The following is a 16,135-nucleotide window of genomic DNA, read 5'->3' on the forward strand; positions in this document are numbered from 1 at the left end:
GGTCAGTGCGGCGCGGCCGGGCCCAGGTCGCTCGGGTCGGTGTTGCCACCACAGATGATCACGGCGACCCGCTCCCCCGGCTGCGGCACGTACGCTCCGCCGACCAACGCGGCCAGCGCCGCAGCACCGCCCAGCTCGGCCGCGACCCGCAGCTCCGACCAGAGCAGTCGGCGCGCCCGCACCAGATCCTCGTCGCGGACCAGCACGGAGACCACCCCGGTCCGGCGGGCGGTGTCGAAGGCGATCTCGCCGATCCGCCGCGCACCCAGCGAGTCCGTGGCGATGCCACCCACCTCGATGTCGACCGGCCGACCCGCCTTCAGGGCGGAGTGCAGGGTGGGGATCTGCTCGGGCTCGACGGCGACGACGCGCACCGACCCGTCGAACCAACTGGCGATGCCGGACACCAACCCACCACCGCCGACCGCCACCAGCACGGTGTCGATCCCGTCCACCTGCCGCTCCAGCTCCCGGCCGACGGTGCCCTGACCGGCCACCACCTCCGGCTGGTCGTACGCGTGCACGACCAACGCGCCGGTTTCCCCGGCCCGCTGCGTGCTCGCCGCCAACGCCTCGGCGTAGTGCTGACCGACCTGGCGGACCTGTGCGCCCAGCCCGGCCAACCGCTGCACCTTCACCGGCGAGGCGGTGACCGGCACGAAGACCTCCGCCGGAACGCCCAGCGACCGGGCCGCGTAGGCGACGGCGAGGCCGTGGTTGCCGCCCGACGCGGCGATCACCCCGGCTGCCGGCAACGCCCCCTGGAGCATCCGGTTGAACACGCCGCGCGGCTTGAACGAGCCGGTGTGCTGGTGCAACTCCAGTTTGAGGCTGAGCCGCCCTGGCACGCCCAGATCGGCACCGTCGATGGTCAGCACCGGGGTTTCCCGGACCCGCCCCTCGACCAGTGCCGCAGCCGCCTCGACGTCGCTTCTGTCCACCATGGGGAAAACGCCCTTCGCTACGACCAGAGGGCCAGTCGACCGTCGTCGGTGAGCCCGACGAAACATCCTATGGAGATCCGCCGGCCATCCGTCGCCGGACGCACCGTGTGATAGTGCCGAGGATCGAACAGAAAGCCCTCCCCGAGCGTGGGCCGCAACGTCAGGGACTGCGTGTCGGCGGCCACCGACTCGTCGAAGCCGTACCCGCCAGGTATCCGCAGGTCCTCGTCGCTCGGCTGCCAGCGCCGCCGCCACAGCACCGTCTCACCACCGGCGGGTGGCACCCGGATGTAGATGTTGAACGCCAACTGCGCCACCACGTCACCGTCGAGCAGCCGGCCGGCGTACTCCCGGACCGCGTCGTCGAAGTGCACCTGGAGGCCGGCGTTGATCTCGCGGACGATGCCGACGTGCATCTCCCGACCCTGCCGCCGCCCCGGTGCGACGTCCGGCCAGGCGGACCGGAACGCGGCCAGGCACAGCTCCCGTGGCGAATCCGGCAGGCCCAGCGTGGACCAGGTCTTCTCTGCCGCGCGGGCCGCGTCCCAGTAGTCCTCGCGGAGTTCACCAGCGGACCGGTGGTCGTTGATGGCCGGACCGAACTTGGCGACGACGGGAAAGACCCGGCTCTCGTCGTAGCGGTCCATCGGCGCGTTGGCGAGGGCGGCGGTGATCGCCTGGCAGCGGGCCGCGGAGAGCAACCCCGGCACCCGAACGGCGGCCAGCCGCCCCGCGATGAGCCCGGCGACATCCGCCCGGGTGATCGATTCTGATTCGACGGCGACGAACAACGGATCGGTCCTGCTCGAATGCTGCACGGCGGTCCTCCCGTAGCGAAGATCCCTCACCGGACATGTCGCGCCCCCCGATCCGCGCACCGTGCAATGTACAAACCGCCGGCAAGGCCGGGTTTCCGCAGTTCCGGGCGGAGTGGCGTGGCCGTCGCTACCATCGGCGCAACCGGGGTACGCGACACCGAGCCGTACGGCGGGAGCTTTCCACCGATCGGAGAATGGTGACGTTTCCCGGCCCGACGGATGATGCGACTAGTTCGAACGCTGACGAGGAGTTCGATATGGCAGGCGCCGGCCCGACGGATCTTGACATGCACGCCGACCGCCTGGAAATGGCGCGTCGAATAGCCTGGGAAATGATCGAGTCCGATCATCAGGCTCTGGAGCTCGCCGTCCGGCAGCGCCCGCAGTGCTGGTCCCGCCGCCCCGCCGGCCACGGCTCCCGCCCGGAAGCTCTCGCGGGCTGACGTCGCTGTTGCGACAGCGGATACTCCGGCGATGACTCCGTCACCGCCACGCACCGACCTCGCGAACACCGACAAGGCCGACGCGCGCTCCTCGTTCCTGGTGCTGGCCGGCTGGTACGTAGCAGTCGTCGTGTCCTTCGGCCTGTTCCTCAGCACGCTCTCCGACTCGGTCCCGGCGGACTGCGGCGAGGTGTGCGACTCCGAACGATCGGACATGCTGATGTTCGGGCTCTACGTGGCCCTGCCAGCGCTGTTCCTCGCGCTGCTGTTCAGCCTGGCGACGCTCGCGGTCCTCATCTCCCGCACCCGGATCCGCTCGTCGGCCCTGGTGGGCACCCTGTCTGCGGTGCTTCCGCTGGTCGTGTGCGGCCTCCTCGCCGCCAGCCTCTGACCACTGAAAGACCGTTACTGCCCGTAGCTGTACTGCGGACATCAGATCAGCCGCTGGAAAGCCGGGGCTCTTACTTCCAGCGGAAGTGCACGAAGAGGCGGCCGAAGTTCTTCGAGTCCTTCTCCACCCGGTGATAGAGCTGCTTGACGTCCTTCTGGTCGAGGAACCGCAGCACCCGCTTCTTGAGCTGGCCTGACCCCTTGCCAGGGATGATCTCCACGAGGGTGGCCTTCTTCGCCACCGCCTCGTCCATGATCCCGCGCAACGCGCGGTCGATGTCCTGGCCCTTGTTGAAGATCTCGTGCAGATCCAGCTTGAGCTTCATGCCGCAGCCCCCGGCCGGTCAGGTCCCATGTCCGCCATCCTAGGCATGCCCGGCGGCGCGCCCGCCGGACGACGGCGGGGCGGCCCCGAAGGGCCGCCCCGTACACGTCACCGGTCCGCGTTCAGCGCGTGCCGCCCAGGCGGGTCTCCACCCGCTCCAGAGCGACCCGGTAGTCGTCGTTGGCCGCGTACATCGCGGCGGCGATCCGCAGGTGCCGCAGCGCGTCCGAGTGCCGGTTGAGCCGCTCCAGCGTCCGACCCAGCACGTGGTGCGCGTAGTGGTCGCTCGGGTCCCGGTCGACCAGCTCCCGCAGCTGCTCCTCGGCCCGGTTGAGCTGGGCCGACTGGAAGTACGCCCGGGCCAGCAGCTGCCGGGCCGCCGCGTTGCCGGGTTCGGCGTCCACGATCGGCTCCAGCAGTCGGGCCGCTCCGCTCGGGTCACCGGTCTCGAAGAACATGGTCGCCCGCCGGTAGTCCGCCAGAAGATCCATCTGCCCACCTCCTCGGGTCGCGCCGTCACCTGTTCCGACGCTGGCACAACAACGGCCGTTTAGCGACTGTTCCCGGGCGGGATCGCGTCGATTTCGACCCTCGGCGGGTCAGGTGCGGGCGTCCCGGCGCCCGACGGCCAGCTCCCAGGCGCGGACGCCACCGACGATACCCGCGGTGTTGGGCACCACCACGACGTCGTCGCCCATCCGGGCCAGCTGCTCGGGCCGGATCAGCCGGGAGTTGCCCCCGCCCAGGTAGAGCCGGTCCCAGCGGAACACCGGGCGGAGCCCGTCCACCACCTGCCGGATCCGGCGGGACCAGAAGGCGTCGCCGAGCCGGCGGCGCTCCGGCTCGCCCACGTACGTGTCGTAGGTGGTGCCCCACCGCACCGGCGCATGGGACAACTCCAGGTGCGGGGCGAGCACCCCGCCGTCGAAGAGGGCGCTACCCAGCCCGGTGCCCAGGGTCAGAACCAGCTCGCAGCCGGTGCCGGCGACCACCCCGGCACCGTGCACCTCCGCGTCGTTCAGCACCAGCGCCGGCACCCCGAACGCGTCGGCCAGCGCGCCCCGCGCGTCCCAGCCGGACCACTCGGCGAGCAGGGCCGGGTCGACCCGGCTGCGTGGTCCGCTACGGGTCACGTAGTGCGGTGTGGTCACCACCACTCCGTGCCGGATCATCCCGGGCACGCCCACCGTCACCCGGTCGGCAGCCGGCAGCCGCCCGCCCAGGTCGAGCAGGGTCCGGACGAACAGCGCAGGCGGCAGCGGGTACGGGGTCGGCACCCGCAGCGGCCGGGCCCGCATCGTCCCGGCCTCGTCGAGCACCGACGCCTTGATGCCCCCGCCACCGCAGTCGATCGCCAGTGTGGTCACCACGCCGTTGAGTCTGCCCGCTGCCGCCCGGCCGTATGCCGGCGGCCGGATAGGCTGCCGTCCTGATGAGCGCCACGATGATCGTCAAGGACCTGGCCGCCGGGCACGGCGACCGCCCACTCTTCGCCGGGTTGGACCTGGTGGTCGCTCCCGGCGACGTGGTCGGCCTGGTCGGGCCGAACGGCGCCGGCAAGTCGACGCTGCTGCGTACCCTCGCCGGGTTGCTGCCGGTGGAAGCCGGCAGCGTCCGGCTCAGCCCGCCCACCGCGAGCGTCGGACACCTGCCGCAGGAGCCGGACCGGCGGCCCGGCGAGACGGTACGCGGGTTCCTGGCCCGACGGACCGGGGTGACCGCCGCGCAGGCGGCGCTGGACGCCGCGACCGAGGCGCTGACCGCCGGGGCCGCGGGCGCGGACGACGCGTACGGCGACGCGCTGGAGCGCTGGCTCGCCCTCGGCGGCGCGGACCTGGACGAGCGCGCCGAGCAGGTGAGCGCCGACCTGGGGCTCGCCGTCGACCTGGACCACCCGACGACCGGGCTCTCCGGCGGCCAGGCGGCCCGGGCCGGGCTGGCCTCCCTGCTGCTCAGCCGCTACGACGTGTTCCTGCTCGACGAGCCGACCAACGATCTGGACCTGGCGGGGCTGGAGCGGCTGGAGGAGTTCGTCACCGGGCTGCGGGCCGGCACGGTGCTGGTCAGCCACGACCGGGAGTTCCTCACCCGCACGGTGACCCGGGTGCTGGAGCTGGACCTGCCGCAGCAGCAGGTGCACCACTACGGCGGCGGTTACGCGGCCTACCTGGAGGAGCGCGAGGTGGCCCGCCGGCACGCCCGCGCCGACTTCGAGGAGTACGCCGACACCCGGGCCGGGCTGGAGGCGCGGGCCCGCACCCAGCGCGCCTGGATGGAGAAGGGCGTCAAGAACGCCCGGCGCAAGGCCACCGACAACGACAAGATCGGTCGCAAGTTCCGCAGCGAGGCCACCGAGAAACAGGCGGCCAAGGCCAAGCAGACCGAGCGGCTGATCGACCGGCTCGAGGTGGTCGAGGAGCCCCGCAAGGAGTGGGAGCTGCGGATGGAGATCGCGGCCGCACCCCGCGCCGGCGCGGTCGTGGCCACGCTGCGCGGCGCGGTGGTACGCCGCAGCGGGTTCACCCTCGGCCCGGTGGACCTCCAGATCGACTGGGCGGACCGGGTCGCGGTGACCGGGGCGAACGGCTCGGGCAAGTCGACCCTGCTGGCCGCGTTGCTCGGTCGGCTGCCGCTGGACGCCGGCACCGCCTCACTCGGGCCCGGGGTGGTGATCGGTGAGGTGGACCAGGCCCGCGGGCTGTTCCTCGGTGACGCGCCGCTGATCGACGCGTTCCAGGCGGCCGTACCGGAGATGTCGCCGGCGGACGCGCGGACCCTGCTGGCCAAGTTCGGGCTACGCGCGGCGCACGTGCCACGACCGGCGGCCACCCTCTCCCCCGGCGAGCGGACGCGGGCGGCGTTGGCTCTGCTCCAGGGGCGCGGGGTCAACCTGCTGGTACTCGACGAGCCCACCAACCACCTGGACCTGCCGGCGATCGAGCAGCTCGAATCGGCCCTGGCCAGCTACCCGGGCACGCTGCTGCTGGTCACCCACGACCGGCGCATGCTGGCCGCCATCGAGACGAACCGCCGGCTGCGGGTCGACGCCGGGCGGATCGCCGAGGATTGATCCGTGCCGGCGGGCCACCGCAGGGTGAGAATGACGCCATGCTCAAGTGGGAGTACGCGCTGCTGATCCGCCGTCGCCAGGCCGCGACCAACGATCTGGGCTGGGAGGTCGTCTTCGTCTGGTACGGCCCGGAAGGCTCGATGGTCGACGTGACGCCGTACGGCGACACGGCGCTGGCCCACCTGAACCGGGCCGGCGACCAGGGCTGGGAGTTGGTCGCGATGAGCGAGGACCCGTCCCTGCCCGGCAACAACGAGTTGCACCGCTATCACCTCAAGAGGCCGAAGCCGGCCACTCCGCCACCCCGCCAGCGAATGCGTGGCGGCGGTCGGCCGGGCCGCCGCACCCTCTCCGGCTGACCGGCGCGACCGCTGGGCGAACTGACCTCGTTCCGGCCTTGCGGGTCGGTTCCGGCTCGATTGCGCCCGGCCACGCGGGTCCGGCTCGACCCGGCCCCGCCGGGAACGGGTCGCAGTTGAGCCTTATACCTCCGGGTCATCTTTATGACTCTGAGGTATAAGGCTCGCCGCAGTCTCGCCTCGAACACCGCGACACCCGCCGATCGAGCGGCACGCCGACCTGCCGACACGGTAGAACGAGCGGGCATACCGGGCGCGGATCCGGGTAACGCGCGGCGGGAGGTGGCCCGAATGGTCGCTTTGGCACAGACTCCGCCCTCGGCCGACCGGCTGCGGGCGATCGACGGGTTCCTCGCTGAGGCATGGGCGGACCAGGTCCAGCACGACGACCGACTGCGTGGCCTGGCGGTCGAGGTGCGGTTCGACCGGGGTGTCGCCCACCTGAGCGGGGAGGTGACCGACCCCGCCGAGCTGCGGCTGGTCCGGGACCTGGTGGGGCGGTTGGCCGGGGTCTACGGCGTGTGGTGCCGGGTCAGCGTGGGCGGGCGTGAACCTGTGGTGGTGGACCTCGGCTGCGGACCGACCAAGCAGTGGCCGGGCAACCTGGGGCTGGACATCTTTCCGGCACCCGGGGTGGACGCGGTGGCGGACCTCTCCGGCTCGCTGCCGCTGGCCGACAACTCGGTGGACGTCCTCTTCGCGGTGCACATCCTGGAGCACCTGATCGACTTCCTGCCGCTCGTGGACGAGTGCCACCGGGTGCTCCGCCCGGGCGGTGTGCTGCACGTGATGAGCCCCTGGTGGGGGCATGTGAACGCGGTCGCGGACCCGACCCACGTCCGGCTGATGGACGTCCAGACGTTCAAGGGGATCTGTCAACTCCGGCCGCCCGGCACCCCGCGCTGGTACCCACTGCACGCCGGCTGCGACGGCGCCTCCATCTTCGCCGACCTGACCCCGCTACCACCCGACGCCAGCCCCGCCGCCCAAACCCACCTGGCCCGCTTCTTCGACTGACCCCCAGCCACCCCACGCGTTGATCTCATGATCGACGGGGCAGTCCGGCCGGGGGTGGTCCGGCCGGGGGCAGAGGTTAGGGGAGTTGGGTTGATTCGCGGAGTTCGAGGCGGTAGGGGGCGGAGAGTTCGCGGGCGGGGGCGGTGCGGTCGCCGTCGAGGCGTTCGGCGAGCAGTTCGACGGCGAGCCGGGCGATCTGCGCCTTGTCCGGGGCGACGGTTGTCAGCGTCGGGATCGAGAACCGGCCGTCCTCGATGTCGTCGAAGCCGACCACCGCCACGTCCTCGGGCACCCGAAGGCCGGCCTCGTGCAGGGCACGCAGGGCACCCAGGGCGAGCGTGTCGTTGAAGCAGAAGACGGCGTCGGGGCGTACGCCGGAGGTGAGCAGGCCGCGCATGGCGGCCGCGCCGTCCGCGCGGTGCCAGGCCGGCGCGGGCGCCACCAGGGCCTCGTCGTAGTCCAGGCCGGCGGCGCGCAGTGCGTCGGCGTAGCCGGTCAGGCGCAGTCGGGCGCTGGCGCCCTCGGGGGTGCGCTGGGAGCCGATGGCCGCGATCCGGCGCCGGCCGAGCCCGATCAGGTGGCTGGTGATCTCCCGCGCCGCGCCCACGTTGTCGATCACCACATGATCCGCAGGGCCGTGGTCGACGCGTTCGCCGAGCAGCACCATCGGCCTGTTGTCCAGGCCGGTCAGATCCTCCGCCGTGAGCGCCAACGGGCTGAAGATCAGCCCGTCGATCAGGTGGTCGGTGATGCCGGAGGCGACCACCCGTTCCTGCTCGCGCCCACCGCCGGTCTGGTCGATCAGCACCGTCCAGCCAAAGTCGGCGGCTGCGGTGACCACGTAGCGGGCCAGCTCGGCGAAGTACGGGATGTCCAGTTCCGGCACCGCCAGCGCGATCACGCCGGTGCGCCCCTTGCGCAGGTGGCGGGCGGAGAGGTTGGGCCGGTAGTTCAGTTCGGCGATCGCCTCCTCGACCCGGGCCCGGGTGTCCGGCCGGACGTGCACGTAGCCGTTCACCACGTTGGAGACCGTCTTCACCGACACGCCGGCCCGTTCGGCCACATCCTTGAGCCTGTGTCGCACTCCGCAACCTCCCCGATGTAACACTCCGCACCCTACCCCGTCATCAGCCCTTTACAACGTTGCCTACAACGTTGTAGAAAGCAGGGAGGCCGGGTGGGCGGTGACTGCGGTCACCCGGCACCGGCAATGAGGAAAGGTGGCACCCCTTGCGGACCGCGCAGCTGACGATCGACCCAGCCTTCGCGATCGGCCCGGCCGACCGACGTCTCTTCGGCTCCTTCGTCGAGCACATGGGGCGATGCGTCTACGGCGGGATCTACGAGCCAGGCCACCCCAGCGCCGACTCGCGCGGCCTGCGCGGCGACGTGCTGGAGCTGACCCGGGAGCTGGGTGTCTCGGTGGTCCGTTACCCGGGCGGCAACTTCGTTTCCGGCTACCGCTGGGAGGACGGGGTGGGCCCGGTCGGCGACCGGCCGCGCCGGCTCGACCTGGCCTGGAAGACGATCGAGACGAACGCGTTCGGGCTGGACGAGTTCATGACCTGGGCCGCCGAGGCCGATGTCGAGCCGATGATGGCGGTGAACCTCGGCACCCGCGGCGTGCAGGAGGCGCTGGACCTGCTGGAGTACGCCAACCACCCGGGCGGCACGCAGCTCTCCGACCTGCGGCGCAAGCACGGCGCGGAGGACCCGTACGGGGTGCGGCTGTGGTGCCTGGGCAACGAGATGGACGGCCCGTGGCAGGTCGGCCACAAGACCGCTGACGAGTACGGCCGGCTGGCCGCCGAGGCCGCCAGGGCGATGAAGATGATCGACCCGTCGATCAGCCTGATCGCCTGCGGCAGCTCCAACCGGCGGATGCCCACGTTCGCCTCGTGGGAGGCGACCGTGCTGGAGCACACCTACGAGCACGTCGACTACATCTCGGCGCACACCTACTACGACCCGTCCGACGGCGACCAGGCCAGCATTCTGGCCTCGGCCGTCGACATGGACAACTTCATCACGGAGGTGGTCGCGACCGCCGACCACGTGGCCGCCAAGCAGCGGCACAAGCGCAAGCTGAAGATCTCGTTCGACGAGTGGAACGTCTGGTACGAGTCCCGCCTCCAGGCCGACCTGGACCGGCGCGGCTGGGTCGAGGCCCCGGCGCTGATCGAGGACAACTTCACCGCGGTTGACGCGGTCGTCGTCGGTGACCTGCTGATCACTCTGCTCCGCCACGCCGACCGCGTCGGGGTGGCCGCCCAGGCCCAGCTGGCCAACGTGATCGCGCCGATCCGCACCCGCAACGGCGGCCCGGCCTGGCGGCAGAGCATCTTCCACCCGTTCGCGCTGACCGCCCGGTACGCCCGCGGCACCGTGCTGCGCACCGAGCCGGTGTCGCCGCGCTACGACACGAAAAAGTACGGGGACGTGCCGGTGCTCGACACGGTCGCCGTGCACGACGAGGAGACCGGCGAGCTGACCGTCTTCGCGGTCAACCGCGGCTCCACGGACCTCCCGTTGGAGATGGACCTGCGCGGGCTGCCGGGCATGTCCGGTCTGTCCTTCCTGAGCCTCGCTGCCGGGTCTGACCCGTCGGCGATGAACACCGAGGCCGAGCCCGACCGGGTGACGCCCCGGGAAATGCCCACCCCCACCCCCGACGGCGGCCGGTGCACCGTGCGCCTGCCCGCCGTGTCCTGGAGCGTGCTGCGCTTCGGCCCGGCAAACGCCTGAGGTCGCACCGAGTTTGACCGGGCACAATTCATTCCGTCCCCCCTTCAAGGAGATACCAGCATGATCCAGAACGACATGAGCCGGCGCCGCCTGCTCGGCCTCGGTCTCGGACTCGGTGCCGCAGCCTCGCTGACCCTCGCCGGCTGCGGCGGCGGTGACAGCAGCTCCGGCCCGGCCGCCGGCAACGGCGGCAAGGAGTACACCGGTCCCAAGGTCGACCTGAAGCTGTGGAACGGCTTCACCGGCGGCGACGGCGACATCTTCAAGACGCTGGTGAACCAGTTCAACACCGAGCACAAGAACATCGCCGTCTCGGTCGCCACGTACCAGTGGGAGGACTACTACAACAAGCTCCCCGGCGCGGCCTCCAGCGGCAACGGCCCGGACATCGCGGTCATGCACATGGACCAGCTCGCCACCTTCGCCGCCCGCGGTGTGATCACCGAGCTGGACGACGTGGCCAAGAACCTGGAACTCGCCGAGGGCGACTTCGCCCCCACGGTGTGGAAGGGCGGGCTCTACAACAACAAGCGGTACGGCATCCCGCTGGACATGCACCCGCTGGGCTTCTACTACAACAAGGCCGTCATGCAGAAGGCCGGCCTGGACCCGAACAAGCCGCCGACGACCAAGGACGAGTACGTCGCGGCGCTCGCCGAGCTCAAGAAGGCCGGCGTGCAGGGCTTCTGGGTCAGCCCGTTCCAGTTCACCGGCGGCATGACGTTCTACTCCCTGCTCAACCAGTGGGGTGGCACGCTCTTCGACGCCGACGTGGCCAAGGCCACCTTCAACTCCGACCCGGCCGTCGAGGCGTGCACCTGGCTGGTCGACATGATCAAGCAGGGCTACTCGCCGGCCAACGTCGGCCAGGACGCCGACTACCTGGCGTTCAAGAGCGGCAAGAACGCCTTCACCTGGAACGGCATCTGGCAGATCAACGATCTGAAGAAGAGCCCCGAGGTGCAGTGGGGCGTCGCGCCGCTGCCCCAGATCGGCAGCAAGCCGGCGGCGTGGGCCAACTCGCACAACTTCACCATCGTGAAGCAGAGGGCCAACGACGCCAACAAGGTCTCCGGCGCGAAGGTCTTCATCAACTGGCTCAGCGAGCACTCGCTGGACTGGGCGAAGGGCGGCCAGGTGCCGGCCCGTAAGGCGGTCCGTGAGGGCGCCGAGTTCAAGGCGCTGCCGGAGATCTCGTCGCTCGCCCCCGAGCTGGAGTACGCGGCCTTCCCGCCAGCGGCCCCGGGGCTGGGCGAGGTCATGACGACCTTCTACAACTCGTTCAACGAGGCCGCGCTGGGCAAGAAGTCGCCCAAGCAGGCGCTGGACGACGGTGTGGCCAAGGCCAACAAGCAGCTCGAGGACAACCGCAAGAAGTACGGGAGCTGATAGCCCGTGGCGGACGTGATCGAGGTCGGGGCGGCGCGCGATGACGCGCCGCCCCCGGCGGCCAACGCAGCCCGCCGGGGCGCCTCGGCCGGCCGGACCGGACGGGCGACGCCATACCTGTTCCTCGCCCCCTACCTGGTCCTGTTCGGGGTCTTCGGCCTGCTGCCGATCGTCCTCGGCATCTGGCTCAGCGTGCACCAGTGGGACTTCCAGCTGCCCAACCGGCCGTTCATCGGGTTGGACAACTACAAGGACCTGTTCTCCAGCGACTCCGCCATCTACGGCGACTGGTGGGAGAGCGTCCGGGCCACCGCGATCTTCACGGTGCTGTCGGTGCCGCTGCTGGTGGTCGTACCGCTCGGGTTGGCGCTGCTGCTGAACCGCTCCTTCCCGGGCCGGACCTTCTTCCGGGCGATCTACTTCGCGCCGTACGTGCTGGGCGTGGCGGTGATCGGCCTGCTCTGGCGGTTCCTGCTCGACGCCAACCTGGGCCTGGTCAACCGGCTCGCCGGGGCCGTCGGGCTGCCCGCGGACACCCCCTGGGTGACCAACATGCCGTGGGCGTGGATCTCGCTGGTCGGTGTCACGGTCTGGTGGACCTCCGGCTTCAACGCGGTGATCTACCTGGCCGGTCTGCAGGACATCTCGCCGGAGCTGTACGAGGCCGCCCGGATGGACGGCGCCAACGCGTGGCAGCGGTTCCGCAACGTGACCCTGCCCGGGTTGCGCCCGGTGCTGCTCTTCGTGATCACGACGACCGTGCTCGCCTCGGCGAACATGTTCGGCCAGTCGTTCCTGATCACCCAGGGAGCGCCCGGCACGGAGACGCGCACGGTGGTCTGGTTCATCGTCGAGGAGGGTCTGCGGGACAACGACGCCGGTCGCGCCGCCGCGATGAGCATCGTGTTCGCCCTGATGCTGGCCGTCGTGAGCATCGCCAACTTCCGCCTCTTCCGCTACAAGGAAGACTGAGGGGACCGCCATGACGACGCCCACGCCGACCACCCGCGGTTCGGCCACCGCGCTGCGCCGGGTCGTGCTCTACGCCACCCTGCTGGCACTGGCCCTGATCTTCCTGATGCCGCTGGTGTGGATGGTCATCACCTCGCTGAAGACCTACACCGCCGCCCAGCAGATCCCGCCGAGCTGGCTGCCCAACCCGCTGGCGGGCTACGGCTACGAGCAGATCCTCAACAACTCGGCGAACCCGGTGCTGCGCTGGTTCCTCAACAGCATGCTGGCTGCCACGCTGCACTCGCTGCTGGTGCTGGTGACCGCCTCGATGGCGGCGTACGCGCTGGCTCGGCTGAGGTTCCGGGGGCGCGGGGTGAGTTTCGCGTTGATCGTCGGGACGCTGTTCATCCCGCCGACCTCGCTGATCATCCCGAACTTCCTGATCGTCGACCAGCTCAACTGGATCGACACCCTCGCGGTGGTCGTGGTGCCCGGGGCGGCCAGCGCGTTCGGGGTGTTCTTCCTGCGGCAGTTCTTCCTCTCGCTCCCCAACGAGCTGGAGGAGGCCGCCACACTCGACGGCGCCAACCAGTGGCAGATCTTCTTCCGGGTGGTGCTGCCGTTGTCCAAGCCGGCGCTGGCCACTCTGGCCGTGCTGTCGTTCCTCACCAACTGGAACGACTTCCTCTGGCCGATCTTCGTACTGTTCAGCCCGGACAAGCTCACCCTGCCGCCGGGCCTGGGCCTGCTCCAGGGTTCGTACGTCACCGACTACCCGGTGATCATGGCGGGTGCGGTGCTGGCCAGCCTGCCGGTGCTGATCCTCTTCGTGCTGGCCCAGCGGCACATCATCCAGGGTGTCTCGCGCAGCGGTCTGAAGGGATGACCCGCACGACCACGCGGCGACGCGGCGCGGCGGCGACCATCATCGCCGCCGCGTTGCTCGTCGCGGGCTGCACCGACGGCAGCGAACCCACCCCCACGAGCAGCGGGAGCGACCCGAGCATGTTCACCAACCCGGTCGTACGCACCGACGCCCCGGACCCGCAGGCGATCCAGGTGGGCGACACCTGGTACCTGTTCCACACCAACTCCGGGGGCCGCAACGTCCCGGTGCTCACCTCCCCGGACCTGGTCGACTGGACCGAGGCCGGGGACGCCCTGCCGACCCTGCCGGACTGGGCGGACGCCGGCAGGACCTGGGCGCCGGAGGCGATCCAGCTGGCACCGGACCGGTTCCTGCTCTACTACACCGTCGCCGGTCGGGAATCCGGGCGGCAGTGCGTCGGGCGGGCGGTGGCCAGCGCGCCGCGGGGGCCGTACCGGGACGATTCAGCCGGCCCGCTGATCTGCCAGGCCGAGCTGGGCGGGGCGATCGACGCCAGCCCGTTCCGGGACACCGACGGCAGCCTCTGGCTGCTGTGGAAGAACGACGGCAACGCGATCGGGGTGGACACCTGGCTCTGGTCGCAGCGCCTCGCCGAGGACGGCCTGACCCTGGTCGGGGCGCCGACGAAGCTGCTCAAGCAGACCGAGCCGTGGGAGGGCACCCTCGTCGAGGGGCCGTTCTTCCACCGCCAGGACGACCGCCTGCACCTCTTCTTCGCGGCGAACGCCTACGACCGGGCCGAGTACGCCGAGGGCTACGCGGTCTGCGAGAGCCCGACGGGGCCGTGCGTGAAGGCCGCCGAGAACCCGATCCTGAAGAGCAACGAGGCCGCCTCCGGCCCCGGCCACGCCTCGATGGTGGTCAAGGACGGCCGGACCTGGCTGCTGTACCACGCCTGGCCGCCCGGCCAGGAGAGCAGCGTCGAGCCCGGCCGCCAGCTCTGGCTGGACGAGGTCGTCTGGGAGAACGGCAAGCCGGTCGTGAGGGGCCCGAACGGCAAGCCCCAGCCGCGTCCGTGACGTGCCAGGAAGGGCCCCTTGCAATCGCCGGGCGATTGCAGGGGGCCCTTCCTAACGTCCGGTCAGCTGTCTGCGGCCGGTTCGCGGGGGGCCGGAGCGACGGCGGGCTCGTGCCGGGCCAGCCGGTTGCGGCGGTGGCCGTAGCCGAAGTAGATCAGCCCGCCGAGCAGCATCCAGGCCAGGAACCGCAGCCAGGTCTCCACCGACAGGTTGAGCATCAGGTAGAAGCAGGCCAGCGCGGAGACGATCGGCAGCACCGGGGAGAACGGCACCCGGAACGGTCGGTCCAGGTCCGGGCGCTTGCGGCGCAGGATCGGCACCGCGACCGAGACCAGCACGAACGCGCAGAGCGCGCCGATGCTGACCAGGTCGGCCAGGGCGGAGAGCGGCAACAGGCCGGCCAGCAGCGCGACCGCGACCGTCATGATCGCCGAAATCCGGTACGGGGTGCCCCAGCGCGGGTGCACCGTCGCGATCGACGGCGGGATCAGCCCGTCCCGGGCGATGGCGAAGCCGATCCGACCCATCGCCACCAGGTCGACCAGGATGACGCTGGTCAGGCCGGCGACGGCGGCGATGGAGACCAGCACGGCCGCCCAGCCGGCGCCGACCGCCTCGAAGGCCGACGCGATCGGGGCGCCGCGGTCGATCTCGGTGTACGGCACCATGCCGACCACCACCAGCGAGACGCCGATGTAGAGCACCGTGGAGATCAGCAGCGTGCCGAGCAGGCCCAGCGTGAGGTCCCGGCGCGGCTTGCGGGTCTCCTCACCCAGGTTGGCCACCGCCTCGAAGCCGGTGTACGCGAAGAAGACCACCGCGGCGGCGCTGAGCACCCCGACGAAGCCGAAGACCGACGGTTCCAGCCCGAAGAGCGCCTGGGTGACCGGCTGCTTGATGCCGTCGTCGCCGGCTCCGGCGGGTTCGGCCGGCGGGATGAACGGGCTGAGGTTGGCGGCCTTGACGAAGAAGAGTCCGGCGACCACCACGAAGAAGCAGATGGCCACCTTGACCAGCACCAGCAGGTTGGTGATCCGCGCGGACTCGCGGATGCCGACGATCGCCACGATGCCGAGGATCAGCACGATCGCGATCGCGCCGACGTTGACCGTGCTGCCCTCCTCGCCGAACCACCGGGTGGGCAGGTCGAGCAGCTCGGCCAGGTAGCCGGACCACCCGCGGGCCACCACGGCCGCGCCGAGCGCGAACTCCAGCAGCAGGTCCCAGCCGATGATCCAGGCGACGATCTCGCCCATCGTGGCGTACGCGTAGGTGTAGGCGCTGCCGGCGGTCGGCACGCTGCTGGCCAGTTCGGCGTAGCAGAGCGCGGCGAGCAGGGCGACCACGCCGGCGATGGCGAAGGAGATCACCACTCCCGGCCCGGCGCTGTCCCGAGCCTCGATGCCGGTGAGCGTGAAGATGCCGGTGCCGATCACGATGCCGATACCGAAGCCGGTGAGGTCGAGTGCGCCGAGCCGTCTCTTCAGCCCGGGTCGGCCGTCGGTGCCGTCCGCCCCGCTCTGGGCTACCACGTCCTTGATCGGTTTGGTCCGCAGCACGGACACCCGCTCACCCCTCCCGCCGTGCGACCACCACCGTGGCGGCCGGTGACCGGCGTTGCTACCCAGCGGCGCGAGCTGCCAATCGCGCCAACCAACCGGCACGCGGAGTGCGATCCTCGTCACGGCGTGCAACCTGACGATCGACGCGCGGAACGACCCGATACCCGGCGGCCGAATCCAGCGCCTGCGAACCCTTGCGATAACGACCCGA

At 70.8% G+C, this 16,135-nt stretch carries 16 protein-coding genes and 1 pseudogene; 10 read left to right on the top strand and 7 right to left on the bottom strand.

Annotated features, from left to right (window positions below; genetic code table 11):
* Positions 1 to 2: 2 nt before the first annotated feature.
* Together KBX63_RS18390 and KBX63_RS18395 are read right to left on the bottom strand one after the other, a co-directional pair.
* Entirely contained in the window at positions 3 to 944 is a 942-nt protein-coding gene (locus tag KBX63_RS18390; RefSeq protein ID WP_210912463.1) for a threonine/serine dehydratase, read from the bottom strand.
* A 17-nt stretch (positions 945 to 961) separates the two neighbouring features.
* Positions 962 to 1,762 carry a hypothetical protein gene (locus tag KBX63_RS18395; protein WP_210912464.1) on the bottom strand — a complete coding sequence of 267 codons (801 nt, stop codon included), beginning with the start codon at positions 1,760 to 1,762 and terminating at the stop codon, positions 962 to 964.
* Between the two features lie 194 nt (positions 1,763 to 1,956).
* Here KBX63_RS18395 and KBX63_RS18400 point away from each other — a divergent pair, with 194 nt between their 5' ends.
* On the top strand, positions 1,957 to 2,205 hold the full coding sequence (locus tag KBX63_RS18400; RefSeq protein WP_210912465.1) for a hypothetical protein: 249 nt from the start codon (positions 1,957 to 1,959) through the stop codon (positions 2,203 to 2,205).
* A gap of 31 nt (positions 2,206 to 2,236) precedes the next feature.
* Positions 2,237 to 2,596 (top strand): hypothetical protein, encoded by a 360-nt coding sequence (locus KBX63_RS18405; protein WP_210912466.1) that lies wholly within the window; start codon positions 2,237 to 2,239, stop codon positions 2,594 to 2,596.
* A gap of 70 nt (positions 2,597 to 2,666) precedes the next feature.
* On the opposite strand, the gene KBX63_RS18410 is transcribed toward KBX63_RS18405, so the two are convergent.
* From KBX63_RS18410 to KBX63_RS18420, 3 genes are all read right to left on the bottom strand, one after another.
* On the bottom strand, positions 2,667 to 2,921 hold the full coding sequence (locus tag KBX63_RS18410; protein WP_007465523.1) for a Smr/MutS family protein: 255 nt from the start codon (positions 2,919 to 2,921) through the stop codon (positions 2,667 to 2,669).
* Positions 2,922 to 3,042: 121 nt separating this feature from the next.
* Positions 3,043 to 3,411 (bottom strand): M48 family metallopeptidase, encoded by a 369-nt coding sequence (locus KBX63_RS18415; RefSeq protein WP_210912467.1) that lies wholly within the window; start codon positions 3,409 to 3,411, stop codon positions 3,043 to 3,045.
* A gap of 108 nt (positions 3,412 to 3,519) precedes the next feature.
* The gene (locus KBX63_RS18420) at positions 3,520 to 4,290 is read right to left on the bottom strand and encodes an ROK family protein (protein ID WP_210912468.1); all 771 of its coding nucleotides are present in this window, start codon (positions 4,288 to 4,290) and stop codon (positions 3,520 to 3,522) included.
* A gap of 62 nt (positions 4,291 to 4,352) precedes the next feature.
* On the opposite strand from KBX63_RS18420, the gene KBX63_RS18425 reads away from it, so the two are divergent.
* From KBX63_RS18425 to KBX63_RS18435, 3 genes and pseudogenes are all read left to right on the top strand, one after another.
* The gene (locus KBX63_RS18425; RefSeq protein WP_210912469.1) at positions 4,353 to 5,990 is read left to right on the top strand and encodes an ABC-F family ATP-binding cassette domain-containing protein; all 1,638 of its coding nucleotides are present in this window, start codon (positions 4,353 to 4,355) and stop codon (positions 5,988 to 5,990) included.
* A gap of 38 nt (positions 5,991 to 6,028) precedes the next feature.
* Positions 6,029 to 6,274 (top strand): annotated as a pseudogene (locus KBX63_RS18430) (hypothetical protein); the annotation flags it as partial.
* Between the two features lie 366 nt (positions 6,275 to 6,640).
* Positions 6,641 to 7,366 (top strand): methyltransferase domain-containing protein, encoded by a 726-nt coding sequence (locus KBX63_RS18435; RefSeq protein ID WP_210912471.1) that lies wholly within the window; start codon positions 6,641 to 6,643, stop codon positions 7,364 to 7,366.
* A 76-nt stretch (positions 7,367 to 7,442) separates the two neighbouring features.
* Here the strand turns inward: KBX63_RS18435 and KBX63_RS18440 are convergent, their stop codons facing one another.
* Entirely contained in the window at positions 7,443 to 8,450 is a 1,008-nt protein-coding gene (locus tag KBX63_RS18440) for a LacI family DNA-binding transcriptional regulator (RefSeq protein ID WP_210912472.1), read from the bottom strand.
* 146 nt (positions 8,451 to 8,596) lie between these two features.
* Here KBX63_RS18440 and KBX63_RS18445 point away from each other — a divergent pair, with 146 nt between their 5' ends.
* Genes KBX63_RS18445 through KBX63_RS18465 form a run of 5 tightly spaced genes read left to right on the top strand, consistent with a single transcriptional unit; the run spans position 8,597 to position 14,362 of the window.
* Positions 8,597 to 10,111: an alpha-N-arabinofuranosidase gene (locus tag KBX63_RS18445; RefSeq protein ID WP_210912473.1), complete on the top strand. Its 1,515-nt coding sequence runs from the start codon at positions 8,597 to 8,599 to the stop codon at positions 10,109 to 10,111.
* A gap of 60 nt (positions 10,112 to 10,171) precedes the next feature.
* On the top strand, positions 10,172 to 11,500 hold the full coding sequence (locus KBX63_RS18450; RefSeq protein WP_210912474.1) for an ABC transporter substrate-binding protein: 1,329 nt from the start codon (positions 10,172 to 10,174) through the stop codon (positions 11,498 to 11,500).
* A gap of 6 nt (positions 11,501 to 11,506) precedes the next feature.
* Positions 11,507 to 12,472, top strand: a complete 966-nt coding sequence (locus tag KBX63_RS36430; RefSeq protein ID WP_210912475.1) for a carbohydrate ABC transporter permease — start codon at positions 11,507 to 11,509, stop codon at positions 12,470 to 12,472.
* A gap of 10 nt (positions 12,473 to 12,482) precedes the next feature.
* Positions 12,483 to 13,340, top strand: coding sequence for a carbohydrate ABC transporter permease (locus KBX63_RS18460; protein WP_210912476.1), 858 nt, complete (start codon positions 12,483 to 12,485; stop codon positions 13,338 to 13,340).
* Positions 13,337 to 14,362 (top strand): glycoside hydrolase family 43 protein, encoded by a 1,026-nt coding sequence (locus tag KBX63_RS18465; RefSeq protein WP_210912477.1) that lies wholly within the window; start codon positions 13,337 to 13,339, stop codon positions 14,360 to 14,362. Before KBX63_RS18460 ends, KBX63_RS18465 begins: the two co-directional genes overlap by 4 nt.
* A gap of 62 nt (positions 14,363 to 14,424) precedes the next feature.
* On the opposite strand, the gene KBX63_RS18470 is transcribed toward KBX63_RS18465, so the two are convergent.
* On the bottom strand, positions 14,425 to 15,927 hold the full coding sequence (locus KBX63_RS18470) for an amino acid permease (RefSeq protein ID WP_210912478.1): 1,503 nt from the start codon (positions 15,925 to 15,927) through the stop codon (positions 14,425 to 14,427).
* Between the last annotated feature and the right edge of the window lie 208 nt (positions 15,928 to 16,135).

The sequence above is a fragment of the Micromonospora sp. U21 genome, from assembly GCF_018070045.1.
GTDB lineage: Bacteria > Actinomycetota > Actinomycetes > Mycobacteriales > Micromonosporaceae > Micromonospora.